The sequence below is a fragment of the Desulfosarcina alkanivorans genome (genome assembly GCF_009688945.1).
Classification (GTDB): Bacteria; Desulfobacterota; Desulfobacteria; order Desulfobacterales; family Desulfosarcinaceae; genus Desulfosarcina; species Desulfosarcina alkanivorans.
Genome location: NZ_AP021874.1, coordinates 490868 through 515064, shown reverse-complemented (window position 1 = coordinate 515064; position 24197 = coordinate 490868). Strand labels below are relative to the sequence as shown.

Genomic DNA, 24197 nt, shown 5'->3' with positions numbered 1-24197 from the left:
CCATTTCATAAACCGCAGGAAAAGGAGCTGTCAATTGAATCCGATAAAGATAATGATCAACGGACTGCCGGGAAACGTCGCATCCATCATCGCCGGCCATGCCATGGCGGACCCCCGGGTCTCCCTGCTTCCCCATTCTCTCACCGGCCCGGAAATAGACGCAGACCAGCATACCATTTCCGGCACGGCCATCGAATTGATCAAACCGGCCGACCGGGAGAAGAGAATCGATGACCTTGCCGCGGTGCACGGCCGGTTCATCAGCGTGGACTTCACCCATCCATCGGCCGTCACGGACAACGCCGCATTCTACTGCAGCCGCGGTCTGCCGTTTGTCATGGGAACCACCGGCGGCGATCGGAAAAAGCTGGCCGAAACAGTGGCTGAATCCAAAACCTGTGCCGTCATTGCGCCCAATATGGCCAAGCAGATCGTTGGGTTTCAGGCCATGATGGCCCATGCCGCCGAGACCTTCCCCGGCCTTTTCAAGGGCTACACCCTTTCCGTCCGGGAAAGCCACCAGGCCGGCAAGGCCGACACCAGCGGTACGGCCAAGGCCATGGTCTCCTATTTCAACCGCATGGGAGTCGATTTTTCGACGGAAGCCATCGCCATGGAAAGGGACCCGACGGTTCAACGCGACCGGTGGAACATTCCGGAGGCCTACCTTTCGGGTCATGGATGGCACACGTATCGGCTGACATCGCCGGACAAAACCGTTGTGTTTGAATTCCAGCACAACGTCAACGGCCGCGACATATACGCGGAAGGGACCCTGGATGCGGTCTGTTACCTGCAGGGAAAACTCGAATCGGGCCAGCAGGGCCGGGTCTTCAGCATGATCGACGTGCTCGAGGCATGATCGTCGCTCCGGGCAGCCCCGTCGTCTGCCTGCCTTTTTTTTTCAATCCGGGGTAAAGTCAGGAAAAAAGCGGCCGATAAAAGCTCTGTACGGCCGATCAGCCAACGGCAGCAGGCGCCGGACCGATCGCGCGCCGATGCCAATCAACCATCTTATGGGGAAAAAATGGACGTCAAATACATCAACCCCTTTGTCAATGCGGTCAAAAAAATTTTCAACACCATGATCGAGGTTCCCTTCAAGCTGGGCAAACCCAGCCTGAAGAAAGACAACGTCCCGCAGTATGAAATCAGCGGCATCATCGGCCTTTCGGGGACCGTGACCGGTTGCGTGGTCATCAACCTGTCCAAGGATATTGCCCTGCAGCTCGTGTCGGCACTCATTGGCGACGAAGTGACCGAACTGGACGACGACTGCACGGACGCCATCGGTGAAATCGCCAATATGATCGCCGGAAACGCCAAAACCGATTTTCCATCCGAGGGCACCTCCATCAGCGTGCCCAGCGTGGTGATCGGCAAGCACAAGGTGTCCTACCCCTCGGGTCTGCCCATCATTTCCATTCCCTGCATCACTGACAAAGGGGAACTGGTCATCGAAGTGGCCCTCAAGGAAAACGGATAGCCCCGACGCCACAAAAGTCCCCGTCTGGACCGCCCCCCAAGCAATCCCAAAAGAAACACCCGCCTGGCCCAATAGCCGGTGCGGGTGTCGTTTATCGGTGCCCCGTAAAAAGGTTCAGCGTCTATCCCTTCTGGATCAGTTCACGGGCGGCTTCGAGGGCCTGCGTCAGGTTCTGGGGCTGTGTGCCGCCGGCCTGGGCCATGTCGGGCCGCCCGCCGCCACCGCCACCCACCACCTTGGCGATCGTTTTGATCATGTTGCCCGCATGGAAACGGTGGCTGAGATCCTTGGTCACCACGACAATCAGCAGGGCCTTGCCGCCGGTTTCGCACCCTAAAACCACGATGCCCGAACCGATGCGGTCCTTGAATCGATCGGCCAGTTCCCGCATGGCAGACGGTTTTTCAACGGAGACCTGCCGGATAATCGCGGAAACCCCGTTGATGTCGACCACTTCTTCGCCGCTGCCGTCAGCCTGAATTTCGGCCAATTGGGTTTTTAACCGCTCGGTCTCTTTTTCAAGACTTTTCAGTGATGTCATCAGCGACTCGACCCGCTTGACCACGCTGTCGGGTTTGTCTTTCACCAGGTGGCCCAGCTGGTGAACAATTCGACTGGTCTCCTGAACATGGTCCAGTGCGGCAGTCCCCGTAAGGGCTTCGATCCGCCGGACCCCGGAAGCCACGCTGGATTCCGAAAGGATTTTAAACAGCCCGATATTGCCGGTTCGGCTGGTATGGGTGCCGCCACAAAGCTCACGGCTGAAGGTGTCCAGGTTGACGACGCGAACCCGGTCTCCGTATTTTTCCTCGAACAGGGCCGTGGCACCGGATTCCATGGCCTGGTCCATGTCCATCTCCTCGACCGCCACGGGAACATTTTGTCGGATTCGCCGGTTGACAAAGTTCTCGATACGCTCCAGGGCGTCAGGGGCGATCTGGGAGAAGTGGGTGAAGTCGAACCGCAGCCGTTCCGATGCCACCATGGATCCGGCCTGTTTGACATGATCCCCCAGTTCATGCCGGAGGGCCGCATGGAGAATATGGGTGGCCGTGTGATTGAGGGCAACGGCGGCACGGTGGTCGCCATCCACGGCAAGCATGACCGTCTGCCCGTTTTCCAGCCGGCCGGTTTCTACAATCCCCTTGTGGATGATGATGCCGGTGGGATCTTTAACGGTATCGGTGACGGTCAGTTCCATGCCCGGCGCCGTGATGGTCCCGTGGTCGCCCACCTGCCCGCCAGCCTCCCCATAAAACGGCGTGGCCGTGGTCACCACCTCTACCGTTTGCCCCGCATCGGCGGAATCGACCCCCTCGCCGTCCCGCACGACCAGCACCACCCGGGCTTCACAGGCCAGGGTGCCGTACCCCACAAATTCGGGTTTCTCGCCGGCCGCACTCAATTGGCGGTACGCGTCGGAGATGCCGGTGAAGGTGATTTTGGAGCGTGACTGCCTGCGCTGGCGGTCCATGCAGGTGTCGAACCCCTCGGTATCCAGGGTCAGGCCCTCGTCCCGCACCACGTCGCGCACGATGTCCACGGGAAATCCGAAGGTATCGTACAGTTTGAAGATCAGGTCTCCCGGAACCTGGGTCGCCCCCGTGGCCCGAATCTCGTCCAGGGTGTCGTTGAGCACCCGCAGCCCGTTGTCCAGGGTTTCCGAAAAGCGAACCTCTTCGTTCTCGATGACGTTGGTGATAAAGGCCGCGGCCGCTTTGAGATCGGGGTAGGCCGGCGCCATGATGTCAAACACCACCCGTGCGGTTTCATGGAGAAAGGGCTTGGTCAAACCGATGTTGCGCCCGTAACGGATGGCCCGCCGCATGATCCGGCGCAGCACATACCCCCGGCCTTCGTTGGACGGCAGCACCCCGTCGCCGATGAGAAAGGCGGCCGCCCGGCTGTGGTCGGCGATGACTTTCATGGCCACATCGTCGGACTCGCTCTGGCCGTAGGGTTTCTCGGCCAGCGCCTCGGCCCGCTGGATGATGGGGTAGATCAGGTCGGTCTCGAAGTTGGTGTTGACATCCTGAATGATCGAGGCCATCCGCTCGAGTCCCAAACCGGTATCGATGCTGGGTTTGGGAAGGGGCGTCATGGTTCCCGACGCATCGCGGTTGAACTGCATGAAAACCAGGTTCCAGATCTCCAGAAACCGGTCGCAGTCGCAGGCCACATCACAATCAGGCCGGCCGCAGCCGTGCTCGGCCCCCCGATCCAGATGGATCTCGCTGCAAGGGCCGCAGGGGCCGGTGTCGCCCATGGCCCAGAAATTCTCCTCCTCCCCCAGCCGGATCATCCGTGATTCGGGTATTCCGATGCGCTTGTGCCACAGGTCGTATGCATCGTCGTCGTCCAGGTAGACCGATGCCCACAATTTGTCGGCCGGAAGTCCGTAACCGTTGGTCAGCAGGTCCCACGCAAAATCCACGGCTTTTTCCTTGAAGTAGTCGCCGAACGAAAAATTGCCCAGCATCTCGAAAAACGTGTGATGGCGTGCCGTATAGCCCACATTCTCCAGATCGTTGTGCTTACCGCCGGCCCTCACACACTTCTGGGAGGTGGTGGCGCGAAGATAGTCCCGCTTCTCCTCTCCCAGAAACGTGCGTTTGAACTGTACCATGCCCGCATTGGTGAACAGCAGCGTCGGATCGTCCTGGGGAATCAGGGACGAGCTGCGGACCACCCGGTGGCCGTGTTTTTGAAAATAGTCGAGGTATCGCTGTCGGATCTCGTTACCGGTCATGTCCATCTCCTAGAAACTGAGTCGTCGGTTCCGGGCCAGCTTCTGGCCCGATGTGGCGTCAGTGGCTATTTTTTGCCTTTCTTTTCCGTTTTCACTTCCGCGCCCGCTTCGGGCGGCAGCAGGCCCACCGCCTCGCGCACCTTTGCCTCCACCGTGCCGAAGAGGTCGGGATTGTCCTGGAAGAATTTTTTCACATTTTCACGCCCCTGGCCGATACGCTCGCCGCTGTATGCGTACCAGGAACCGCTTTTATCGATAATCCCGGCACTGACACCAACGTCCAGCAGGTCCCCGGCCCGGGAGATGCCCTCACCGTACATGATGTCAAATTCCGCTTCCTTGAAAGGCGGAGCCATTTTATTTTTGACCACCTTGACCCGGGTCCGGTTCCCCACCACGTCCTGCCCGTCCTTGATGGCACCGATGCGCCGGATATCCAGCCGAACGGAAGAATAAAACTTCAGGGCGTTACCGCCGGTGGTGGTCTCCGGGTTGCCGAACATGACACCGATCTTCATGCGGATCTGGTTGATGAAAATCACCGAGGTCATGGTCTTGCCGATCGTTCCGGTCAGTTTTCTCAGCGCCTGGGACATGAGGCGGGCCTGGAGCCCCATGTGGGAGTCACCCATTTCACCTTCGATCTCCGCCCGGGGAACCAGTGCCGCCACACTGTCGACGACCATCACGTCAATGGCGCCGCTGCGCACCAGCATGTCGGCGATTTCGAGAGCCTGTTCACCGGTATCGGGTTGAGAGACCAGCAGTTCGTCACAATTGACCCCCAGTTTGCGGGCATAAACCGTGTCCAGGGCATGTTCGGCATCGATGAACGCCGCAATGCCGCCCTGTTTCTGGGCATTGGCCACGGCGTGAAGCGCCAGGGTCGTCTTTCCCGACGACTCGGGACCGAAAATTTCGATCACGCGTCCGCGGGGAAGCCCGCCGATGCCCAGCGCCCGGTCCAGTTCAATGGATCCGGTGGAAATCACGGGAATGTTTTCGATGGGGCGTGCCCCCAGCTTCATGATGGCGCCCTTGCCGAACTGGCGCTCGATCTGTCCCATGGCAGAGTCCACGGCCTTGGCTTTGTCCGGTGAAATGGTCATGCAAATCCTCCCCTATAGATGGAACGGTGTAAAATCATAGTGAGTGCCCTCCGGCCGTATCCGCCAGAAGGGCAGGTATTGTCGTAACGGTTCGGCTCGCGGGACCGTTGTCCGGCGGCCGGTGGCCGTGCACCGTCCGGCGGCTGTTAAACCGCCAGCGGCGATGAATGCAGCAGGGTATACTCGGCCCCGGCAGGTTTGAGATCGCTTCTGAACAGCCCCAGTCGGTCCACCAGGAACGAATCGGAGGCGGCATCTTCCAGAAGCGCCAGCGATGCACCGAGGGTTGGGGCGTCAATCCGCCGCCGGGTCCGGCCGATGGTCAGGTGAGGGTGAAATCGCCGGGGCTCTCTCTTGAATCCAATGCCCTCCAGACTGGATTCAAGTGCCGCCTGCGTCTTATCCAGGCGGTCAAGATCACCGTCCACCCCCACCCACAACACGCGCGCATGGCGCCGGTTCGGAAACACACCGGCCCCCCTGGCCCTCAGGTGAAACGGTGGAACCTGCCCGACGGCCGCGTCCATCCGGGCGGCCACCGCCGGAATCCTCCGGGCGTCGATATCCCCGAGGAATTTCAAGGTCAGGTGAATGTTTTTTACCGCCAGCCATCGGACATCCATTTCCGGAGACCGAAGCTGCCGCTGGATATGCTGTAAAAAAGCTGCCAACATACCTGGAATCGGAACGGCAATAAAAACGCGAAGGGGCCTGGCCATCACGGTTCCCTTGTTACAGCCGGGGTCCGCCCGGGCATCAGGACGCAGGGAGGGTAAATTGTGGTTCCCCCAATTCAAATGTTCCCGATGCAATCCATTGTTTCAACGTCTCGGCAATCTGTCGGGCCTTGACCATACTGGAAAGCGGGACGGTGGGCACCTGCCTGCCCTTCAGGGTGATGACCCCGCTTTTCAATTCCGCATAGCTGACCTGTCCCAACTGGCTGGGCCGTCCCTGGGGATAATCGCTGCCGTAATCCACGATCTGGGTATACAGTTCTGCGTCCGAAACCGCTGTGAATGCAGCCATTTCTTCATTGAGAATGGGGATGGGGACGCCCAGCCCCACCGCCAGTGAGCATCCGTACCCCTGGATGCTGACGCCGACGAGCCAGTCCGGGCGCATCTGTTTCATGTCCCCCATGACCCACAGGGTACCTGCCGGGGTCAGCGGAGTGCCGTTTTCGGCCCGGTTCACCCCGGCCCGATGCTGGGTACCGTGCCAGGTCACGTAACCGACACCGCCCCCAAGGAAAATCCGCGTACCCAGTCCGATCGTCCGGTAAAAGGGATCGTTGAACAGCGGGCTCAACTGTCCGGCCGAGCAGTAATTGGCGTTTCCCCCTTTGGGTTTCAGCGCCCCCATGTAGGTATAAACCGTCTTGTTGGTCAAATTGACCGCACAATTGTAGTTCTGGTAGGCGTTTCTGGGGTTGCACAAGGTGGCTTGAGGCAACGATTCAAGGTCGACGACCTTTTCATATTCCCGGTTGGGATAGCAGTCCGTGCCATAGCCGATGGCCTTGAAATGCATCTTTTTCCCGGCGACCAGATCCTGGATGACATGACCGCCGCCGTAGATAAACTCCCCGGGATAGACCTTGTTCAACGGGTCGTCCTCGCAAGGTTCGGTGGCCCCGATATAACAATCCACCGCGGCGATTCCGCCGTATGCCGGCACATTGTTGATCCAGACCTTGCTGGCCTTGGTTCCCGGCGTCGAGTGACCGAAATTGATGAACGCACCCGACGAACACATGGGTGCAAAGGTGCCCGTGGTGACAACATCCACCTGCCGGGCAGCCTCTTCAGGGCCGTTGTCGGCAACAATATCGATCATCTCTTCGGCGGTGACGACAACCACATCGCCGGACCTGATTTTATCGTTGATCTGCCGGTAGGATTTCCGGACTTTGAAGGTTCCCATGCCGTAGCCTGCTCCTATTGGGGTCCCGCGTCATTGATCTTGGCGCTGATGTTGTTTTGAATCCATGCGGCGTCCCACCACTCCACCGGGTTGACATAAGTCTGCTGGACCAGCGTGCTGTAGTGCAGGTGGTCACCACCGGCAAGTCCCGTCTTGCCGGTCTTGCCGAGGATTTCCGCTTTTTCGACCATCTGCCCCTCGGCCACATTGATCTGGCTCAGGTGCGCGTACAGCGTGAACAGTCCGAATCCGTGGTCGAGGATTACCGTGTTGCCATAGATGCCCTGGTCCCCGGCGAATGCCACTTTCCCGCGGTTGGCCGCCGGCACCGGGGATTGGGCCGTGGCAGCCAGGTCGATCCCCATGTGTACCTGCCGGTCGATCACCTTGCCGCCGTAAAAATAGGTCCGGTGATCGGCAAAACGGGCACGGTTGGCGGACCGGGGCAGCCGCAGAAAGGGGCCGTCCCACAGAATCTCTTTCTCCGTCCGGGATGTAATCCGATAGATGGCCTCACTGTCCCTGAGCCGCAGTTCCCGGTTGACTTTGAGAAAAAGGTCCACGCGGCTGCCGCTGGCTGATTCGGGAAAATAGCGCTCGAAATCAGGCATTTTGGCATTGAAAAAATTATCTGACAAATTGATGGTGTCTTTTCTGAACGACCGGGCATTAATGTGATGGACAAGTCCGGTCGTGGAACGGTTGCCGGCAAAATCCTCTGCCGTAACCGCCAGCCGGGTTCCCCTGCCCTGCTGGTAATCCAGGGCAAAAAAGGCCATGTGGAGGGATGGGTCGCTGAAATGACCGCCATATCCGGGGAAAAAATGATCGCCTACCGTGACCCCGCTGACCGGGCAATCTTCCGAAAGCCGGTAGAGCGCCACACCGCTGCCGCCCTGGGAGAGGTTGTGGGCCCGGCTGATCAGATCGACGGTCGGCGGCCTGGTGTCAATTTGAATCTCTTTTTCCAGGTAGATTTGGTTGCCCTTTCCCCATTTGCGCAACGAAAAATCCCAGGCCACCACACGCAGAACCCCCTTCCCGTCTGCAAGTCCCAGGACCTGTGGGGAAACCGTTGCTTTCACCTGCACTGATTTTTCCTTGCCGCCGGCGAAAAAACCGGCAGATGGAAACGTCCGCTGAAGGATTTCCACTTCCCGGCCATCCACCAGCAGGCTCATCCATACTTTTCGGACGCCGCTGCCCGCATCCTCAACGGAAACACTGACGTCACGCGAAGCGCCGATAAAAGGCGACTTGAGTTCGATATCAAGGGCGGGTGGCGTTCCTTCCATGCGGATAATGGCCAGCCATACGGCAGGAATACTGACCAGCAGCATTACAATGATCAACAGGACCGGCTTTAGCGATCTTCCTTTTTTATTCAACGACGCGTCCCTTTCAGGATTGATTGTTTTTTAGTTCTTCAGCTATCTTATAAATGGAGGACAATACCAGTTAAGCCACCGGTAATCAAGGCAAACTTTTTCGCACCTTGACTTTTTAACCACCTGAGGATACATAAGAAAACATGTTTCCAAAAACCCTTAAAGAAGAGATTGAATGAAACCTGACAGCTCCTTTTTCCTGGTCAGCGGCCCTTGCGTTATCGAGGACGAGGCCGTCACCCTTCGAATCGCCGAACGCCTTAAATCCATCACGGACAGCCTCGGCATTGACTTCACTTTCAAGGCGTCCTACGACAAGGCCAACCGAACGGCCATCACATCATTCAGGGGGCCGGGCATAACCGACGGCTTGCGCGTGCTGGCCAAAGTCAAAGAGACGCTGGGTGTCCCGGTCCTGTCGGATGTCCACCGGATCAACGAAGTCGAGGCGGCGGCCCAGGTCCTTGATGTCATCCAGATTCCGGCATTTCTCTGCCGCCAGACCGACCTGATCCTTGCCGTGGCAAAAACCGGCAAACCGGTGAATGTGAAAAAAGGCCAGTTCCTGGCCCCGTGGGACATGGCCAACATCATCGAAAAAATTCGTTCGGTGTCCGGGGTCCGGCCCATGATCACCGAACGCGGTGTCATGTTCGGATACAACAATCTGGTGGTTGACTTCAGGGGCATCCAGATCATGCAGCAGACGGGGTGTCCGGTCGTCTTTGACGCCACCCACAGTGTACAGTTGCCCGGCGGTGCGGGAACCCGTTCCGGCGGCCAGCGCGAGTTTGCCCCGGTCCTGGCAAGAGCAGCCATTGCGGCCGGCGCCGACGGCGTTTTCCTGGAAGTTCACGAAGATCCGGACAACGCCCTTTGCGACGGGCCCAACTCACTCCGATTAGACCAACTGCCCGACCTGCTGGCACAGTTGAAGGCCATTAAAGCCGCCCTAGCAACTTGACTCGACAACATCCCATGACTGATACCCGATTGAAACCCATTGCACTGATCCTTCTGGATGTGGACGGCGTCCTCACTCAGGGGGAGGTAATCTACAACGATGCCGGCCAGGAGACCAAGGCGTTTCATGTGCGGGACGGTCTGGGCATCCGCATGCTCCTGGAGGCAGGCATCCAGGTGGGCATCGTCACCGGCCGGCGATCCATGGCGCTGGTGCACCGCTGCCGCAACCTGGGGCTGACTCTGGTCCGGGACGGCATTCGCGACAAAGCGGCGGCACTGGCGGACATCTTGGAAGAAACCGGTATCGCGGCGGCAGCAACGGCATTTGTGGGAGATGATTTGCCGGACCTGCCCATCATGCGCCGGGTGGGCGTGCCCATTGCCGTCGGTGACGCCCACGATCTGGTAAAACAGGCGGCCGTGATAACCACCCGGGCAAAAGGCGGCCAGGGTGCGGTGCGTGAAGTCAGCGAACGGATTCTCAAAGCCAGGGGAGATTGGGAACCGTTGCTCAGCAGGCTGTTTCCATGAGGCACCGACGCCTGATCAAGCGCGCCCTGCTGAGCATCGTCGTGCTGACCCTGGTGGCCGTTGCAATCGTGTTTATCGGGTATCGCCGAATAACCCGGAATCCCGACCTGCTGTTGGATCGGGTGAAAAAAGAAGCAGACATGCAGTTGAGTAAAATCCATCAGACCGCCATGAAAAACGGCATCCGGGAGTGGCGCCTGGATGCGGAATCGGCAACCCTGGTCGAAAAAGAGAAAACCATGCTGCTGGCCGGTCCCGATGTGGAGTTTTTTATGGAGGACGGAGACAACGTCCACCTGACCGCTGATCGGGGCACCATCCATACGGATTCCAGCCGCATTCAAGTGACGGGTGCCGTATCGGCCAGTACCAGCCGGTACCGGTTCCGAAGCCAAACACTCGACTACGACCCCGAATCAAGGGATCTGCGCTCCGAAACCCCGGTGACCTTATCCGGAGAGTCGTTCACCCTGCGTGCGGATACCATGGTCATGAACCTTGATACCAGCGTCACCCGTTTTGAAGGCGGTGTGGAGGGAACCATCAGTGAAGATCTTCAGTTTTAAAAACCCGTTCGCAATGATGCCGGCGATCCTGCTTGGCCTGGCGCTGCTTTATCCCATGCCCGGCATCGTCATGGCCGGCACCAATGCCCCCAATAAGGCAGCGGCTGCCCCGGAAGACAAAAAGATCCACATCACCGCCGACCGGCTCATATCGGACAGTGCCAACAACAACGCCGAATTCATTGGGAATGTCCAGGCCCGCCAGGGAGAAACGCGGATCAACGCCGACAGCCTTAAAATATTTTTTGGAGGCGAATCCGAATCCGCAGATGCCTCCCCCGACCAGTCATTGGAGAAGCTGGTCGCCACCGGAAACGTGGAAATTAAATTCGACAATAGGCTTGCCGTTGCCCGGCAGGCAGTATATATAACAGCACAGCGCATGCTGACCCTGACCGGACCGGGAGCCTCGGTAACCAGCGGCGACAATACCATCACCGGTGAAACCATCACCTTCTACCGGAACGATGGCCGGTTTACCGTAGAGGGAGGAACCAACGGTCGCGTCAAAGCCGTCATCCTCCCGGAAGAATCCGGATTGGAGTAGCCCCGTGACCATTTGCCCCGTGGGAAACAGTTGATGGCTATCCTTTCCGTTCGCGAGTTGGTCAAGGTTTACCGGGGCCGTAAAGTGGTGGATCGGGTCAGCCTGGACGTGGAAAGCGGTCAGGTCATCGGCCTGCTGGGGCCCAACGGCGCAGGAAAAACCACCACGTTTTACATGACCGTTGGGTTGGTCAAACCGGACGGCGGCCAGGTCTTTCTCGATGACATGGACATTACCGAATACCCCATGCACATCCGGGCGAGAACAGGGGTCGGGTATCTGCCCCAGGAAGCTTCCATTTTCAGGAAGTTGACCGTCCGTCAGAATATCCTGGCGATTCTGGAAACGCTGCCCCTGACCCGCCGGCAACGCCACGAGCGCACAGACAGCCTCATGGCGGAGTTGGGAATCGCACACGTGGCGGAATCCAAAGCGGCGGTGCTCTCCGGTGGCGAACGGCGTCGCCTGGAGATTACCCGGGCACTGGCCACGGAGCCGGCGTTCATGTTGCTGGACGAGCCCTTTGCAGGCATCGATCCCCTGGCCGTGATCGACATTAAAAAAATCATCGCTCATTTGAAAGACCGGAAGATCGGCATCCTGATCTCCGATCACAATGTCCGGGAAACCCTGGGCGCATGCGACATGGCATTTATTTTGAGCGAAGGCAGAGTGATTGAATCCGGATCGCCGGAACAGATCGCTTCAAGCACGATCGCCCGGCGAATTTACTTAGGAGAAGAATTCAGACTCTAAGATGGCAATTGAACTCAGACAACAACTCAAACTGACTCAGCAGCTCATCATGACGCCACAGCTTCAGATGGCGATCAAGCTGCTGCAGTTGTCCCGGCTTGAACTGGTGGACACGATCCGGCAGGAGCTGGAAGAGAATCCCACCCTGGAGGAAATTCAGGAAACACCCGACCGGTCCAAGGAAGGTGAACCTGAAGAGACGCCTGCACCCGCCGTCGAAGAGGCCCGCGAAGTCACCATCGATGAGAAAATCAACGATGAGATCGACTGGAGCAATTACATCGACGAGTACAACTCGCCGGGAAAAGTCAATTTCGAATCCGAGAGCCGGGAAGCCCCGCAATACGAAGCCTTCGTCTCTTCCAAAGAATCGCTCAGCGATCACCTGCTGTGGCAGTTGTTGATGCTCTCGCCAACCGATATCGAAAAGCAGGTGGGCAGCCTGATTATCGGCAACCTGAACCGGGATGGCTATCTACAGGCGTCCGTGGAGACCCTCAGCGAACAGAGCGGCATTTCCATCGAGATGGTGGAGGACGTCCTGGAAACCATGCAGTCCTTTGACCCGGTGGGGATTTGCGCCAGGGACCTGCGGGAGTGCCTCCTTCTCCAGGCCCAGTTGCTGAAGCTGGAAAACAGCCTGGTCACCGATATCATCTCCGATCACCTGAAAAATCTGGAGAACAAAAACTACAAGGCCATCTGCAAGGCCCTGAAAGTCAAAATCAAGGAGGTCGTTGCGGCCGTCAGTGTTATCCGGGCGCTGGAGCCCAAACCCGGACGACAGTTCAACGAAGAAACCCCGCACTATATCATCCCTGACATTTATGTGTACAAAAGCGAGGGTAATTTTGTCATCGTTCTGAATGATGACGGCATGCCCAAACTTCGGGTCAATCCGTTTTACAAGCAGGCCATCACCCGCAAAAATGAAGTCAGCACCAATGCCAAGGATTACATCCGGGACAAAATGCGATCTGCGGCCTGGCTGATCCGCAGCATCCACCAGCGCCAGAAAACCATTTACAAGGTTATGGAAAGCATCCTCAAGTTCCAACGGGATTTTTTCGAAAAAGGGGTGGTTCATCTAAAGCCGATGGTCCTCAGGGACGTTGCCGAAGATATCGGCATGCACGAATCCACCATAAGCCGGGTCACGACCAACAAATACGCCCACACCCCCCAGGGCATTTATGAACTAAAATATTTTTTCAACAGTTCAATCAAACGGGTGCATGGCGAGGATATCGCCTCAGCCAGCGTACAGGCCAAAATAAAAAAACTCATCGAAGGGGAAAACCCCAAAAAGCCATTCAGCGACAGTAAAATGGCCGAGATGCTCAAGGCTGACAACATTGACATCGCCCGTCGTACGGTAGCCAAATACCGGGAGATGATGGGCATTTTGTCCTCCAGCAAGCGAAAGCAGTTTTAATGGCTGCGTCGGTACCCGGTCCCCAGTTCCTCACCTCCCCTGTTTTTAAAAACCGGCAGGCGGCGCCCTTGAGTCCGGGCGCTGGCCCCCGTCGATAGGACATTCACAAAAGGAGGCACCCCGCATGAACACATCCGTCAGGTTCAAAAACCTCGAACCCTCCGACGCCCTCAAATCCTATGTCAGAGAAAAACTGGACCGAATGGAAAAATATTTCAACGGTCCTGCGGAAGCCAGCGTGGTCCTTTCCATAGAAAAATTTCGCCATAGCGCCGAAATCAATATCATGGGAGACAGGCTGACCATCAACGGCAAGGAGGAAACCGAGGAGATGTATTCAGCCATCGACATGGTGCTCGACAAACTTGAAGTCCAGATAAAAAAGAACAAGCAGAAAAGCCGGGCCTTCCGGTCCAAAGGGAAAACCGGTTCCCGGGCATCCGATCAAGGGGGAGATGAGGTGTCCGGCCAGCCCCGGGTACGGGTCCAGCATATCGAATACAAACCCATGGATGTGGATGAAGCGGTAATGCAGATGGACCTGATCAATAACAGCTTCCTGGTGTTCACCAATGCACGGACGGAAACGGTCAACGTTTTGTACCGGCAAAAAGACGGCAACTACGGATTGATCCAACCCCGCGCATAGGAGGGAACAGACGGCATGGACACCGGTATGTCCGGGCAGGGCGGGTTGCAGTGATGTCGGGCCCACCGATGCCTGGTCGCCACGAGCCCCAGCGTGAGATTGATTTGAAGCCATTGGAAACAGCTCGATAACCAACGAACCAGACAACGGGGAAATGCCCGACCGGGTGGTGCAGCGATGAAAATATTGGATGTCCTTGAAAAAGAAGCGATACTGGTAAACCTGAAGTCAAGGGATAAAATCGGCATATTGAATGAATTGGTGGCCCCGGCAGCCCGCATCACCGGCATCGACCACAACGATATGGTCCGGGTGCTCATGGAACGGGAACGACTGGGCAGTACCGGCATCGGCGGCGGCATCGGCATACCGCACGGCAAGTTGAAAAATCTGGAGAAACTGGTCCTCGGATTTGGTTTGAGCCGTCAGGGCGTTGACTTCGAGTCCATGGACGGCCGCCCCACCTATCTTTTTTTCTTGCTTATCACCCCCGAACATTCAACCGACCTTCACCTCAAGCTGCTGGCTCGGGTCTCCCGACTGCTGAAGAAAGAGCCGTTAAAGGAAATGATGATGAAGGCCACCAGCGCCGATGAAATCATTGCCATCATCGGTGAAGATGATGACGATTTTTAGCCGGCTGCCGCTCACCCGCCATCATCGGTGCTCCCTTTAGCCACATGAGGGCCGCGCTGTGAAATCGACACCCATCACCATCATCACCGGACGATCCGGCGCCGGAAAGAGCACGGCCCTGGCAGCCTTCGAGGATTCCGGCCATTACTGCGTGGACAACATGCCGGTTGCCCTGCTGCCCGAATTCCTGAATTTGTCCAAGGACAAGTTTGCCCATGTTCTCGGCCTGGTTTTCGGCATGGATCTGCGGGAAAACAATTTTATCCGCCGGTACGAAACCGTCCTCCACCAATTGAAAGCCCACGGATTTCATGTTCGCATCATCTTTGTCGAAGCCGATGAAAAAACCCTGCTGAGACGTTACAGCCAGACCCGCCGCCGCCATCCGATGGCAGGGGTAACCGGGGTTTACGATGCGATCCAAGCAGAAAAAACCTTGCTGGCAGCCTTGCGCCGCCAGGCGGATCACATCATCGACACGTCGGATCTGAATGTCCACGAACTCAAATCGATCATCCGGAAAATAGCAGACGCCGGCACGCAACACGGACCGATGCAGGTCCAGGTCCTTTCTTTTGGGTTTAAATTCGGCCTGCCGGTTCATGCCGACCTCGTCATGGATGTCCGTTTTTTAAAAAACCCGTATTTTGTGGAATCACTGCGCCCCTTGAGCGGAGAAACGGAAAAAATTCGATCTTTTGTCTTGAATAATGACCAAACCTGTTTATTTTTACACAAATATTTCGATCTACTGGATATTTTGATTCCCCAATATGAAAACGAAGGAAAATCATACCTCACCATTGCCATCGGTTGCACAGGAGGGCGCCACAGGTCCGTTGTGATCGCCGGACAACTGCATGAGCACATTCAGGCATCGGGTCGAACAACGGAACTGACCCATCGCGACATTGACAAGTCCCTTTCAAAGTGAAAGCGGCAGGCGGTTCCGTTACCCAATTTAACCAATGAAAGACAGGCAGATATGATTGGCGTTTTAGTGGTAACTCATTGCCGGCTCGGAGATGCACTGCTCGAGGCGGCGGATTTCATTCTTGGCGAACGGCCCGAGGCCATGATCGCCGTGTCCATCGACCTGAACGAAAACGCAGACAAGTTGCGCAAAAAAATTGCCGACAGCATGAAACAATTGAAAAGCGACGACGGGGTTCTCATCCTGACGGACATGTTCGGCGGGACGCCGTCCAACCTGAGCTACTCGTTTCTCGAGGAGGGTCGTATCGAGGTGATATCCGGAGTCAACCTGCCCATTCTTATCCGGGCGGCAAGCGCACGAAAAAATCAATCCCTTTCGGAACTGGCAGCCAATCTTGAAGCGTTCGGAAAAAAAAGCATCTCCCTGGCCAGCGCGATATTGAAAGGCAACAAGAGGGGGTAGGCGACCCGATGCAGGCAAGCGGATTGTCAGCGATCATTTTCCGGGTTTCCGATGACCAGGGCCGGCGATTGCCGGCTGTGCGAGTTTTCCCCAACGCCCAACGCCCCCCCAAAACCATCCGAATCACCTGACGGAGTCCAATGGGCAGACCGCCACACGTTTCTTGAACACCTAACCACTCAAGGTTCGCACCAACCATAAAGGAGGAAAGATGAGCATAAAAATCGGCATCAACGGTTTTGGCAGGATCGGCCGCGTGGTATTTCGGGCCGCCATGAACCATCCTGAGATCGAGGTGGTGGCCATCAATGACCTGACCGATGCGGCGACCATGGCCCACCTGCTGAAATATGACTCGGTGCACACCAAACTGGATGTGGATATCGAGGCCAGAAACGGGGCCATCGAAGTCGACGGCAAATCCATCGCCTACACGGCCGTCAAAGATCCTGAAAAACTGGCCTGGAACGATTTCGGGGTGGACATTGTCTGCGAATGTACCGGCCTCTTCAGAGACCGCGACGGTGCGGCCAAGCACCTGAATGCAGGCGCCCGCAAAGTGATCATCTCGGCCCCCGCCCAGGATCCGGACATCACCGTCGTCATGGGCGTCAACGCCAACAAGTACGATCCGAAGCAGCACCACATCATCTCCAATGCGTCGTGCACCACCAACTGCCTGGCACCGGTTGCCAAGGTCATGCTGGAAAACTTCGGCGTCAAAAGCGGCCTCATGACAACCATCCATTCCTACACGGGTGATCAGCGGCTGCTGGACTTTCCCCACAAAGACCTTCGCCGGGCCAGAGCCGCGGCCCTGTCCATGATTCCCACGACCACCGGGGCCGCCAAAGCCGTCGCCCTGGTGCTCCCCGAACTGGAGGGTAAACTCAACGGCCTGGCCATCCGTGTACCGACCCCAAATGTTTCCATTGTCGATGTGGTGATCAACGTGGAAAAAACGGGTGTCACCAAGTCGGACGTCAATGAAGCCATCCGGGAAGCGGCCGACGGTTCCCTCAAAGGCATCTTGGGTTACAGTGAGTTGCCGCTGGTCTCCACTGATTTCAATGGCTGCCCGTTGTCATCGGTTGTTGATGCGCCCACCACTTATGTGGTTGATGACATGGTCAAGGTGCTCTCCTGGTACGACAACGAAAGCGGCTACTCCAACCGCATGGTCGATTTGGCCGCCATGATCGGCAAACAGCTCTAACAGAAGGAGAATAATTGCGATGAGCAGTCGAACGCCATTGATTGCAGGCAATTGGAAAATGCATAAGACCGGCACCCAGGCCGTGGAAGCCGCCGGAAAGCTGAAACGCCTTGTCGACGCGGCCAGAGATGTCGAGATCATGATCGCCCCCACCTATACGGCCCTTTACCAGGTGGCCCAAACCCTCAAGGGAAGTGCCATCGCAGTCGGCGCGCAGGATCTTTTCTATGAAAAGCAGGGCGCCTTCACCGGCAAGATATCATCGGAAATGCTGGTGGACGCCGGATGCAGCCATGTGATCATCGGTCACTCGGAACGGCGGCAGTTTTTTGGCGAGACCGATGAAACCGTCAATCGGAAAATCCAGGCCGCGCTTTCGGCGGACCTCATCCCGGTCTTCTGTATCGGCGAATCAGAGGCGCAGCGAGAAGCCGGCGACACATTTTCTGTGCTTGACAAACAGGTTCGAGTTGGTCTAAAAGATTTTGTTTCTGAAGCCCTGACCCGTATCGTTATCGCCTACGAACCGGTATGGGCCATCGGTACCGGAAAGACCGCCACCCGGGAACAAGCCCAGGAGGCGCACCAGTTCATCCGGTCGCTGCTCGAAACGCTGTTTGGAAAACCGTTTGCCGACACCGTTCGCATCCTTTACGGAGGAAGTGTCAAGCCGGATAACGTCCGGGCACTCATGGAGATGCCGGATGTGGATGGCGCCCTGGTCGGTGGAGCCAGCCTGGACCCCGAAACGTTCAGCAAGCTGGTTTTTTACAACGAATAACGGACTCAAAAAAAGACGATAACCAATGTCCATCTTGTTGATAGTTACTCATGTGGTCGTTTGCATCGCCCTGATCATGATCGTACTGCTCCAAACCGGAAAAGGTGCGGACATGGGAGCCGCTTTTGGCGGCGGTTCCAGCCAGACCTTATTTGGAAGCACCGGGGCGTCCACTTTTTTAAGCAAAGCAACGACGGCCGCGGCCATCGTATTCATGCTGACATCCCTGACCCTGGCCTACATATCCGGCGGCAAGATCACCAAATCGGTGGTCTCGGATGTCGAGGCGCCCATTGAGCAACCGTCGCAAACGGATGACAGCGCGTCTGACGGCGGTTCGAAGTCAGAATAAAAATGGTAAACTTGCCGAGGTGGTGGAATCTGGTAGACACGCTATCTTGAGGGGGTAGTGGCCCACGGCCGTGCGGGTTCAAGTCCCGCCCTCGGCACCACAAATAATATTTAAAAACGGGGTGTTGCGAATCGCAGCACCCCGTTTTGTTTTATCCTCCCTCTCCTCCTTCACCCTTCTTACCCCTTGTCACTATAGCTTAAACCTTCCTTTCTGATGGATCCTGAATGATACGACATCCTTGACGAAATCCACCAAGTCTGGAAGATAGGGAAAAACCGGGGTCGCTTCGCTCCGATGAGGTGGACAGTTTGCAGCGGAACAACTGGTCACAATAAAGCGGAACGGGTGGTCACTTTCCTCCGGAATGACTGGTCAGTTTGAGCGGAATACGCAATCCAGCAGCACCCCCGCCCAATTACCTCCACCCAAACCAGATTGACACGGCATAAACTGCTGTGCTTAAATTTCCACATTCTTACTGGAGATATTTTCGGTACTCACTGACCCTTCAATCTCACAGGCATGGGTAATTCCGATGGCATACACGATGAACATTCTCAGTGAACTCAATTTTTCGTATACACAAGTCACAGGCTCGCTGGATGACAAGGAACTCCATTTACTGGTTCTGGCGTTTCAAATCGAAACGAAAGGATTGGAATACGTAAGAGAGATTCTGGATTTACGACGTACTGAAGATGTCAGCAAGCTTACTGTTGAAGGTCTTTTGCGGCTGTCAGAACTTGAAAGGGAAAGATCCATAGACAGGGATGTCCGAATGGTAATCCTGATCAAAGACCCAATCATCAAACAGGTTGCAGAGGTGTTCGCCTCCGTAAATACGAGAGGGAATTTCACGGTGAGGGTTGTCGATAATGATGACAATGGCGCCTTGGATTGGTTTGGATATGATAAGGTTGAACAAGTCAAGCTCAAGAGGTTTATCAGTAAGCTGGATTAGTTTCGATTTGATCTGACACCGCACTTGAAAAAGTGAGGGTTACCGGTTTTGATGAAGGTGCCAACCAAAACCATCAAAACCATAGGAGGTAACCCTCCTATGCTGAATGGTACCAAAACCGTTATCAAACACAAGATCGGATTGTTGAACTGGCCGAGGAGCTTGGCAACGAATCCAAAGCCTGCCGGATCATGGGGCTTTCCCGTGACACCTTTAACCGCTACCAGAACGCTGTTGAAGCTGGCGGCATCGATGCCCTCGTCGATCGAAAGCGCCGCAAACCCAGTATCAAGAACCGCACAGACGAAACGACCGAGGCTGCTGTCGTGGCCTATGCCGTTGAGCAGCCAGCTCATGGGCAGGTCCGTGCCAGCAACGAACTGCGTAAGCGCGGGGTTTTTATTTCCCCCCAGCGGTGTACGATGCGTGTGGCTGCGTCACCAATCGGCTCGCTTTAGGGACAATGTAATGCCGTACCGGCTCCGGTGTCAGTTGCCAATCGAGTTCAGAAAAGGGTCTTTTGAGTGCCATGAAAAACACTTTACCACAACCAAAAAGAAAAATCTAGATTTTTTTAATTATTTCAGGCAGTTGTAAGGAATTGGATTTGTGTTGTATTTTCGGAGAGTTACGAAGATAACTCGACGATCAAATTACCCCGTGAATACATACCTTTTTTCATGCAAATACTGTTTTCAATGCCTATATAAGACCCATAATTCTCTGTAATTTTATACCCTGCTTTTGTATATAAACCTATTGCCTCTGGTTGGCCTTTCCCGGTTTCAAGAAGTGATATAGCAAAGTTTAACTCCTTAGCCCAAGACTCAAGTTCTGACAGAAGTTTAGAAGAAATTCCTTTTCTTCTATGTGATGGATCGACATACATTCGTTTGATTTCTATGGTGTCTTCATCAACTTTTTTGAAGCACCCACTGGAAACAGGAGTGTCATTTATGTAACAAATCAAAACTGTTTCATTTTTTTCAATCTTATTATGCTGATCATATTCGGCTTGTTTTATGCCATACCTACTAGGCCGACCTTACCCAATCCTTTAATTCATTGGAGTAACCTGCACGAAAATTAACTATCCTTTTTTAGCTCCTCCAGGAGTCCTTTCTCCTCTAAAAGTTGGACGACTCGTGTGGTCTCTCCGGCCCCCATAGTGCCTCCTAAGGAAATCGCTACAGCGCAGGCTTCAAGAATCTCTTCTGCTGTGGCACCCAATGATAATGCTTCCTCAGTTTGGAAAAGTATACAAGCTTTACAGCCGTGTACCAGGGCACCCACTGTTAAAAAATCCTCTGTAACCAATTGGGTTAGACAGGGTCTACAGGGTCAGTGGAATTACCATCTACCTCCATTCCACCCGCACAATCCTCCGAAGCCCCAGCAGACCGTGTAGGTTAGCGGGATCGAGGGTGGAGTAACCGGCAAGATAATCACAATCGTTGACAAACGGAAAAGAATTTTCGAATTAGATGAGCCTCCGGCAAGGGGGCTTTTTTTATGGATAAAGAAAAGGGGTGACGGTTGGCAGACCGGAGCACCCCAGAAAACCGGGTCGTATTATCGACCCCAACAAAGAATGGTCCGATGATACTTTCCGTTTGTGTAAAACTCAAGGATATTGATGAACAGGGACGCAATTTTTGTTGGCCAACACCTCGCGGATGCCCCAGGTGTGGTTCAACCCGAATATGGGGACACGGTTTCGTACTCGCCTATTTTGATGGATTTGCTTTTGGCGTATGGCTTCGAAGATACCGTTGCCCGGACTGTAATTGCATTATCAAAATGAAGCCCGAAGGTTATTTTAATCGTTTCCAGGTGCCGATTTTAACAATTTCCGATTGTTTGAAGCAACGCCTATCCAGCGGCAGATGGAACTCGAAGTTGTCTACATCCCGGCAGCGCCATTGGCTGGCCGCACTGAAACGAAAAGCCCTGGCCTGTTTCGGGATCGGAACCGATTTGCTTGCCGCCTTTTCCCTATTCCTGAATATGGGCCGGACACCTGTCAGTCGGACCATCTAATCCGGAGTTCTTTCCGTCATCGACAAACCTACCGAACAGTGCGCTCCCCGTACCGTGAGAAATGGTTTAAAGCTAGGGGAAACACAAAAAAGGAGGTTTGTATGACACAAGAAAAGGATGAGACCGTCGCTGTTTTCCGGTTCGGGGTCATTCACGAGTTTGTCGGCACGACGAACCTGACCAGAAGCGAGAAACGGCGACTGTTGAGGGAGAAGTGCGAGCGCAAATGGGTCATTCCCTATTCCAGCCGAACACGGATCAGCGAAAATACGATCTATCGCTGGATTCGACGTTACCAAAAAAGCAACGGCCGTATCGAATCGCTGTATCCCGGGAAAAGAGGCGATCAGGGTAGATCCCGAAACTTGGACGAAGAAACAGTCAACATCGTCCTTGCCACTAGACAAAGCCAGATGGCAACGCCAGTCCCGATGCTTTTGGAAAGTCTCAAACGCCAGACAATTGTTCCTGCAAGCTTTGGTCTTTCCACCCTCTATCGGCTGTTTCACCGACACGGGTTGATGGATCAATCCCCCAAACCGGAGGATCGAAGAAAGTACGAAGCCGAGCTGGTCAACGACATCTGGCAAAGCGATGTGATGCACGGACCCAAGGTGGTGGTCGATCAGAAAATGCGAAAAAGCTATTTGATCGCTTTTATCGACGATCATTCCCGATTGATCGTTTACGGCGGGTTCTACCTGTCGGAGAACCTGGCCAGTTTCATGGATGCTTTTGAAAAAGCACTTTCCAAACGAGGATTGCCGCGAAAACTGTACGTGGACAACGGCGCTGCCTATCGCAGCCGCAAACTCGAATTTACCTGTGCCTCACTGGCCATCGCCCTCATTCATGCAAGGCCGTACAAGCCCCAGGGCAAGGGCAAAATTGAGAGATTCTTCAAAACCGTTCGCGGTGGATTTTTACCTGCAGCCGATCTTTCCTCCCTGGAACGATTGAATCAGTCGTTTGCCCATTGGCTCGATACAGCCTATCACCAACGCATTCACAGCGCCACCGGCATGACGCCCTTTAACCGGTTCAGCAAAAACCTTGCCTGCATCCGAACGGCACCGAAGAACCTGAACGATCACTTTCGCACCGCCGTATACCGAACCGTCGCAAAGGATCGAACCGTCACACTCAACGGCAACCTGTTCGAAGCCCCGGTGGTATTGATCGGCAAGCGGGTGCTGATTTTGTATCACGAAAGCGAACCGAAAACGGCTGAGGTGTTTTTCAATCGGAAGTCCCACGGATTGTTGGTTCCCGTGGATCTGCATGTTAACTGCCGGGTAAAGCGGGACAAGAACATCAATACCCAACTCGAACCGGCCCACAAGACGGATTATCAGGGAGGCGGTCTATGGAAATGAATACGCCGTATCTGCCGTTCTTCGGTTTTGAGAAAGAGCCCTTCACGGCGGATATCGCGGTGACGGATATACTTGAAACGGATCAACTGGCGGCAGCGAAGAACCGTTTCGATTACAGTTTGGGGTTAGGGGCGATTTATCTGATCACCGGTGAGATCGGCTCCGGTAAATCCACAGCCATCCGTTATCTGGTAAACGGTCTGCATCCTTCCGAGTACAAGCTGGTCTACGTCACAGCCACGTCCGGTTCCATCCTGGAACTGTACCGCCTGATCATGGGAGAACTGGGAATGAAACCTGCCGGGACCTCCCGTGCGGCCATGACCGATGGAATCAAACGAGAAGTATTGGAATTGATCCACGGGAAAAAACAAAATGTCGTTCTGGTCATCGATGAAGCCTCTTTGCTCCGTCTGGAAGTCTTCGTGGAGCTGCATACGCTGTGTCAGTTCGAGATGGACTCAAAACCCTACCTGCCCATGGTACTGGCCGGACAAACTCATTTGATCGACAACCTGCGATATCCGGGTTGTCTTCCCCTGGCATCGCGGGTGGTGGCCAAAAGCCATTTCATCGGTTCCAAAAAAGAACAGATGCAAACCTATCTTCAGCATCATCTGACCATTGCCGGAATCGACCGGATGCTGTTCGAAGGTGATGCTATCACGGCCATCCACCAAGGATCGGGCGGCATCTTCAGGAAAGCCAACCACCTGGCTCGCGGTGCCCTGGTTGCCGCGGCAATGGGTCATGAAAAAACTGTCAACGCGGAACATGTGCGGCTTGCCGCATCCGAAATATTTTAGGAAAGGAGTCGATATGCCATCCCATCCGACCGCCGAAGATATCCGCCAAAAACTGGAGGCGCTTGTATTGGCCGCCATCTTAAATGTGCTCAACCGATTAACGGATGAGTTGTCTGTGGTAAGCCAGCAGAAAAAGATGAAATTTTAATCCGATTCGATACGGTTTGCCCGGTGAAACGGAGACAGGCTCTGCTGGGGAGCAACCTGTCAAGGGATAGCCGGGTGCAGGAGGCATTGAATAAAATGCCCAGAGGGGAGTAGCAAATCAGAAATGCTGCTCCCCTCATTTTATTCAAGCCTTCCTGCCCATGCCTTGAAAAACCCATAAGATTGGAGCGCGTAGCGCACCCTAATAGAGGTCCGACCAACGGTGGAAAGTCGTTGAAAACCGGTGGATATAAACAAAGTTCCAGTAAATTTGAAAACTTCGAAAACTCTTCAATTTAATCCGAAAATTGTCTTCCGTTGATTGCGGGAATCAACAACCGTCTTCTGCTGGGGCTTTCTTCATCACAACAC

26 protein-coding genes, 1 tRNA gene and 1 pseudogene are annotated in these 24197 nt (G+C 55.2%); 21 read left to right on the top strand and 7 right to left on the bottom strand.

Going from position 1 to position 24197, the window contains the following annotated elements; all coding sequences use genetic code 11:
* Positions 1 to 34: 34 nt before the first annotated feature.
* The gene (dapB, locus tag DSCA_RS02350; protein WP_155314901.1) at positions 35 to 862 is read left to right on the top strand and encodes a dihydrodipicolinate reductase; all 828 of its coding nucleotides are present in this window, start codon (positions 35 to 37) and stop codon (positions 860 to 862) included.
* A gap of 165 nt (positions 863 to 1027) precedes the next feature.
* Positions 1028 to 1486 (top strand): chemotaxis protein CheX, encoded by a 459-nt coding sequence (locus DSCA_RS02345; protein WP_155314900.1) that lies wholly within the window; start codon positions 1028 to 1030, stop codon positions 1484 to 1486.
* A 121-nt stretch (positions 1487 to 1607) separates the two neighbouring features.
* Here the strand turns inward: DSCA_RS02345 and alaS are convergent, their stop codons facing one another.
* From alaS to DSCA_RS32380, 5 genes are all read right to left on the bottom strand, one after another.
* Complete coding sequence (alaS, locus tag DSCA_RS02340) at positions 1608 to 4235, bottom strand: alanine--tRNA ligase (RefSeq protein ID WP_155314899.1); 2628 nt, start codon at positions 4233 to 4235, stop codon at positions 1608 to 1610.
* Positions 4236 to 4300: 65 nt separating this feature from the next.
* Positions 4301 to 5344, bottom strand: coding sequence for a recombinase RecA (recA, locus tag DSCA_RS02335; protein WP_155314898.1), 1044 nt, complete (start codon positions 5342 to 5344; stop codon positions 4301 to 4303).
* A gap of 146 nt (positions 5345 to 5490) precedes the next feature.
* A complete protein-coding gene (gene thpR, locus DSCA_RS02330) occupies positions 5491 to 6063 on the bottom strand; it encodes an RNA 2',3'-cyclic phosphodiesterase (RefSeq protein ID WP_155314897.1) in 573 nt (190 codons plus the stop codon).
* A gap of 37 nt (positions 6064 to 6100) precedes the next feature.
* Positions 6101 to 7270 (bottom strand): homocysteine biosynthesis protein, encoded by a 1170-nt coding sequence (locus DSCA_RS02325; RefSeq protein ID WP_155314896.1) that lies wholly within the window; start codon positions 7268 to 7270, stop codon positions 6101 to 6103.
* A gap of 14 nt (positions 7271 to 7284) precedes the next feature.
* Complete coding sequence (locus tag DSCA_RS32380) at positions 7285 to 8658, bottom strand: M23 family metallopeptidase (protein ID WP_155314895.1); 1374 nt, start codon at positions 8656 to 8658, stop codon at positions 7285 to 7287.
* Between the two features lie 175 nt (positions 8659 to 8833).
* Between DSCA_RS32380 and kdsA the strand changes: the two genes are divergently transcribed.
* From kdsA to DSCA_RS02240, 16 genes and pseudogenes are all read left to right on the top strand, one after another.
* A complete protein-coding gene (gene kdsA, locus DSCA_RS02315; RefSeq protein ID WP_155314894.1) occupies positions 8834 to 9622 on the top strand; it encodes a 3-deoxy-8-phosphooctulonate synthase in 789 nt (262 codons plus the stop codon).
* Between the two features lie 14 nt (positions 9623 to 9636).
* The gene (locus tag DSCA_RS02310; RefSeq protein WP_155314893.1) at positions 9637 to 10155 is read left to right on the top strand and encodes a KdsC family phosphatase; all 519 of its coding nucleotides are present in this window, start codon (positions 9637 to 9639) and stop codon (positions 10153 to 10155) included.
* Positions 10152 to 10721 carry an LPS export ABC transporter periplasmic protein LptC gene (gene lptC, locus DSCA_RS02305; protein ID WP_155314892.1) on the top strand — a complete coding sequence of 190 codons (570 nt, stop codon included), beginning with the start codon at positions 10152 to 10154 and terminating at the stop codon, positions 10719 to 10721. The genes DSCA_RS02310 and lptC overlap by 4 nt, the downstream gene beginning before the upstream one ends.
* Positions 10702 to 11268 carry a lipopolysaccharide transport periplasmic protein LptA gene (gene lptA, locus DSCA_RS02300; RefSeq protein WP_155314891.1) on the top strand — a complete coding sequence of 189 codons (567 nt, stop codon included), beginning with the start codon at positions 10702 to 10704 and terminating at the stop codon, positions 11266 to 11268. Before lptC ends, lptA begins: the two co-directional genes overlap by 20 nt.
* A 33-nt stretch (positions 11269 to 11301) precedes the next feature.
* Positions 11302 to 12024 carry an LPS export ABC transporter ATP-binding protein gene (lptB, locus tag DSCA_RS02295; protein WP_155314890.1) on the top strand — a complete coding sequence of 241 codons (723 nt, stop codon included), beginning with the start codon at positions 11302 to 11304 and terminating at the stop codon, positions 12022 to 12024.
* 1 nt (position 12025) lies between these two features.
* On the top strand, positions 12026 to 13459 hold the full coding sequence (rpoN, locus tag DSCA_RS02290; RefSeq protein WP_155314889.1) for an RNA polymerase factor sigma-54: 1434 nt from the start codon (positions 12026 to 12028) through the stop codon (positions 13457 to 13459).
* Between the two features lie 124 nt (positions 13460 to 13583).
* Positions 13584 to 14108, top strand: a complete 525-nt coding sequence (gene hpf, locus DSCA_RS02285; RefSeq protein ID WP_155314888.1) for a ribosome hibernation-promoting factor, HPF/YfiA family — start codon at positions 13584 to 13586, stop codon at positions 14106 to 14108.
* Positions 14109 to 14285: 177 nt separating this feature from the next.
* Positions 14286 to 14744 carry a PTS sugar transporter subunit IIA gene (locus DSCA_RS02280; protein WP_155314887.1) on the top strand — a complete coding sequence of 153 codons (459 nt, stop codon included), beginning with the start codon at positions 14286 to 14288 and terminating at the stop codon, positions 14742 to 14744.
* Between the two features lie 58 nt (positions 14745 to 14802).
* A complete protein-coding gene (gene rapZ / locus DSCA_RS02275) occupies positions 14803 to 15678 on the top strand; it encodes an RNase adapter RapZ (protein WP_155314886.1) in 876 nt (291 codons plus the stop codon).
* Between the two features lie 51 nt (positions 15679 to 15729).
* On the top strand, positions 15730 to 16143 hold the full coding sequence (locus tag DSCA_RS02270; protein WP_155314885.1) for a PTS sugar transporter subunit IIA: 414 nt from the start codon (positions 15730 to 15732) through the stop codon (positions 16141 to 16143).
* A gap of 211 nt (positions 16144 to 16354) precedes the next feature.
* Entirely contained in the window at positions 16355 to 17359 is a 1005-nt protein-coding gene (gap, locus tag DSCA_RS02265) for a type I glyceraldehyde-3-phosphate dehydrogenase (protein WP_155314884.1), read from the top strand.
* Positions 17360 to 17378: 19 nt separating this feature from the next.
* Positions 17379 to 18140 (top strand): triose-phosphate isomerase, encoded by a 762-nt coding sequence (gene tpiA, locus DSCA_RS02260; protein ID WP_155314883.1) that lies wholly within the window; start codon positions 17379 to 17381, stop codon positions 18138 to 18140.
* Positions 18141 to 18165: 25 nt separating this feature from the next.
* Complete coding sequence (gene secG, locus DSCA_RS02255) at positions 18166 to 18492, top strand: preprotein translocase subunit SecG (protein ID WP_155314882.1); 327 nt, start codon at positions 18166 to 18168, stop codon at positions 18490 to 18492.
* 13 nt (positions 18493 to 18505) lie between these two features.
* A tRNA-Leu gene (locus DSCA_RS02250) sits at positions 18506 to 18592 on the top strand.
* A 438-nt stretch (positions 18593 to 19030) separates the two neighbouring features.
* Positions 19031 to 19456, top strand: coding sequence for a hypothetical protein (locus tag DSCA_RS02245; protein WP_155314881.1), 426 nt, complete (start codon positions 19031 to 19033; stop codon positions 19454 to 19456).
* Positions 19457 to 19555: 99 nt separating this feature from the next.
* A pseudogene (locus DSCA_RS02240) lies at positions 19556 to 19915 on the top strand (helix-turn-helix domain-containing protein); the annotation flags it as partial.
* A 169-nt stretch (positions 19916 to 20084) separates the two neighbouring features.
* Here DSCA_RS02240 and DSCA_RS02235 read toward each other — a convergent pair.
* Both DSCA_RS02235 and DSCA_RS33110 read right to left on the bottom strand, forming a co-directional pair.
* On the bottom strand, positions 20085 to 20480 hold the full coding sequence (locus DSCA_RS02235; RefSeq protein ID WP_155314880.1) for a GNAT family N-acetyltransferase: 396 nt from the start codon (positions 20478 to 20480) through the stop codon (positions 20085 to 20087).
* Positions 20481 to 20542: 62 nt separating this feature from the next.
* The gene (locus tag DSCA_RS33110; protein WP_197904719.1) at positions 20543 to 20749 is read right to left on the bottom strand and encodes a carboxymuconolactone decarboxylase family protein; all 207 of its coding nucleotides are present in this window, start codon (positions 20747 to 20749) and stop codon (positions 20543 to 20545) included.
* Between the two features lie 848 nt (positions 20750 to 21597).
* Between DSCA_RS33110 and DSCA_RS02225 the strand changes: the two genes are divergently transcribed.
* From DSCA_RS02225 to DSCA_RS32845, 3 genes are read left to right on the top strand one after another with little or no spacing between them, the layout of a single operon-like run.
* Entirely contained in the window at positions 21598 to 22872 is a 1275-nt protein-coding gene (locus tag DSCA_RS02225) for a DDE-type integrase/transposase/recombinase (RefSeq protein WP_155314545.1), read from the top strand.
* Positions 22863 to 23678 (top strand): ExeA family protein, encoded by an 816-nt coding sequence (locus DSCA_RS02220; protein WP_197904692.1) that lies wholly within the window; start codon positions 22863 to 22865, stop codon positions 23676 to 23678. The genes DSCA_RS02225 and DSCA_RS02220 overlap by 10 nt, the downstream gene beginning before the upstream one ends.
* A gap of 13 nt (positions 23679 to 23691) precedes the next feature.
* Positions 23692 to 23826, top strand: a complete 135-nt coding sequence (locus DSCA_RS32845; protein WP_269434622.1) for a hypothetical protein — start codon at positions 23692 to 23694, stop codon at positions 23824 to 23826.
* Positions 23827 to 24197 lie beyond the last annotated feature (371 nt).

Excerpts from the sequence above, each read along its gene's own strand:
- DSCA_RS02345 (WP_155314900.1), top strand. The coding sequence starts at position 1,028 with ATGGACGTCAAATACATCAACCCCTTTGTCAATGCGGTCAAAAAAATT.
- alaS (WP_155314899.1), bottom strand. The coding sequence starts at position 4,235 with ATGACCGGTAACGAGATCCGACAGCGATACCTCGACTATTTTCAAAAA.
- recA (WP_155314898.1), bottom strand. The coding sequence starts at position 5,344 with ATGACCATTTCACCGGACAAAGCCAAGGCCGTGGACTCTGCCATGGGA.
- thpR (WP_155314897.1), bottom strand. The coding sequence starts at position 6,063 with ATGGCCAGGCCCCTTCGCGTTTTTATTGCCGTTCCGATTCCAGGTATG.
- DSCA_RS02325 (WP_155314896.1), bottom strand. The coding sequence starts at position 7,270 with ATGGGAACCTTCAAAGTCCGGAAATCCTACCGGCAGATCAACGATAAA.
- kdsA (WP_155314894.1), top strand. The coding sequence starts at position 8,834 with ATGAAACCTGACAGCTCCTTTTTCCTGGTCAGCGGCCCTTGCGTTATC.
- DSCA_RS02310 (WP_155314893.1), top strand. The coding sequence starts at position 9,637 with ATGACTGATACCCGATTGAAACCCATTGCACTGATCCTTCTGGATGTG.
- lptC (WP_155314892.1), top strand. The coding sequence starts at position 10,152 with ATGAGGCACCGACGCCTGATCAAGCGCGCCCTGCTGAGCATCGTCGTG.
- lptB (WP_155314890.1), top strand. The coding sequence starts at position 11,302 with ATGGCTATCCTTTCCGTTCGCGAGTTGGTCAAGGTTTACCGGGGCCGT.
- rpoN (WP_155314889.1), top strand. The coding sequence starts at position 12,026 with ATGGCAATTGAACTCAGACAACAACTCAAACTGACTCAGCAGCTCATC.
- hpf (WP_155314888.1), top strand. The coding sequence starts at position 13,584 with ATGAACACATCCGTCAGGTTCAAAAACCTCGAACCCTCCGACGCCCTC.
- DSCA_RS02280 (WP_155314887.1), top strand. The coding sequence starts at position 14,286 with ATGAAAATATTGGATGTCCTTGAAAAAGAAGCGATACTGGTAAACCTG.
- DSCA_RS02270 (WP_155314885.1), top strand. The coding sequence starts at position 15,730 with ATGATTGGCGTTTTAGTGGTAACTCATTGCCGGCTCGGAGATGCACTG.
- gap (WP_155314884.1), top strand. The coding sequence starts at position 16,355 with ATGAGCATAAAAATCGGCATCAACGGTTTTGGCAGGATCGGCCGCGTG.
- tpiA (WP_155314883.1), top strand. The coding sequence starts at position 17,379 with ATGAGCAGTCGAACGCCATTGATTGCAGGCAATTGGAAAATGCATAAG.
- secG (WP_155314882.1), top strand. The coding sequence starts at position 18,166 with ATGTCCATCTTGTTGATAGTTACTCATGTGGTCGTTTGCATCGCCCTG.
- DSCA_RS02245 (WP_155314881.1), top strand. The coding sequence starts at position 19,031 with ATGGCATACACGATGAACATTCTCAGTGAACTCAATTTTTCGTATACA.
- DSCA_RS02225 (WP_155314545.1), top strand. The coding sequence starts at position 21,598 with ATGACACAAGAAAAGGATGAGACCGTCGCTGTTTTCCGGTTCGGGGTC.
- DSCA_RS02220 (WP_197904692.1), top strand. The coding sequence starts at position 22,863 with ATGGAAATGAATACGCCGTATCTGCCGTTCTTCGGTTTTGAGAAAGAG.
- DSCA_RS32845 (WP_269434622.1), top strand. The coding sequence starts at position 23,692 with ATGCCATCCCATCCGACCGCCGAAGATATCCGCCAAAAACTGGAGGCG.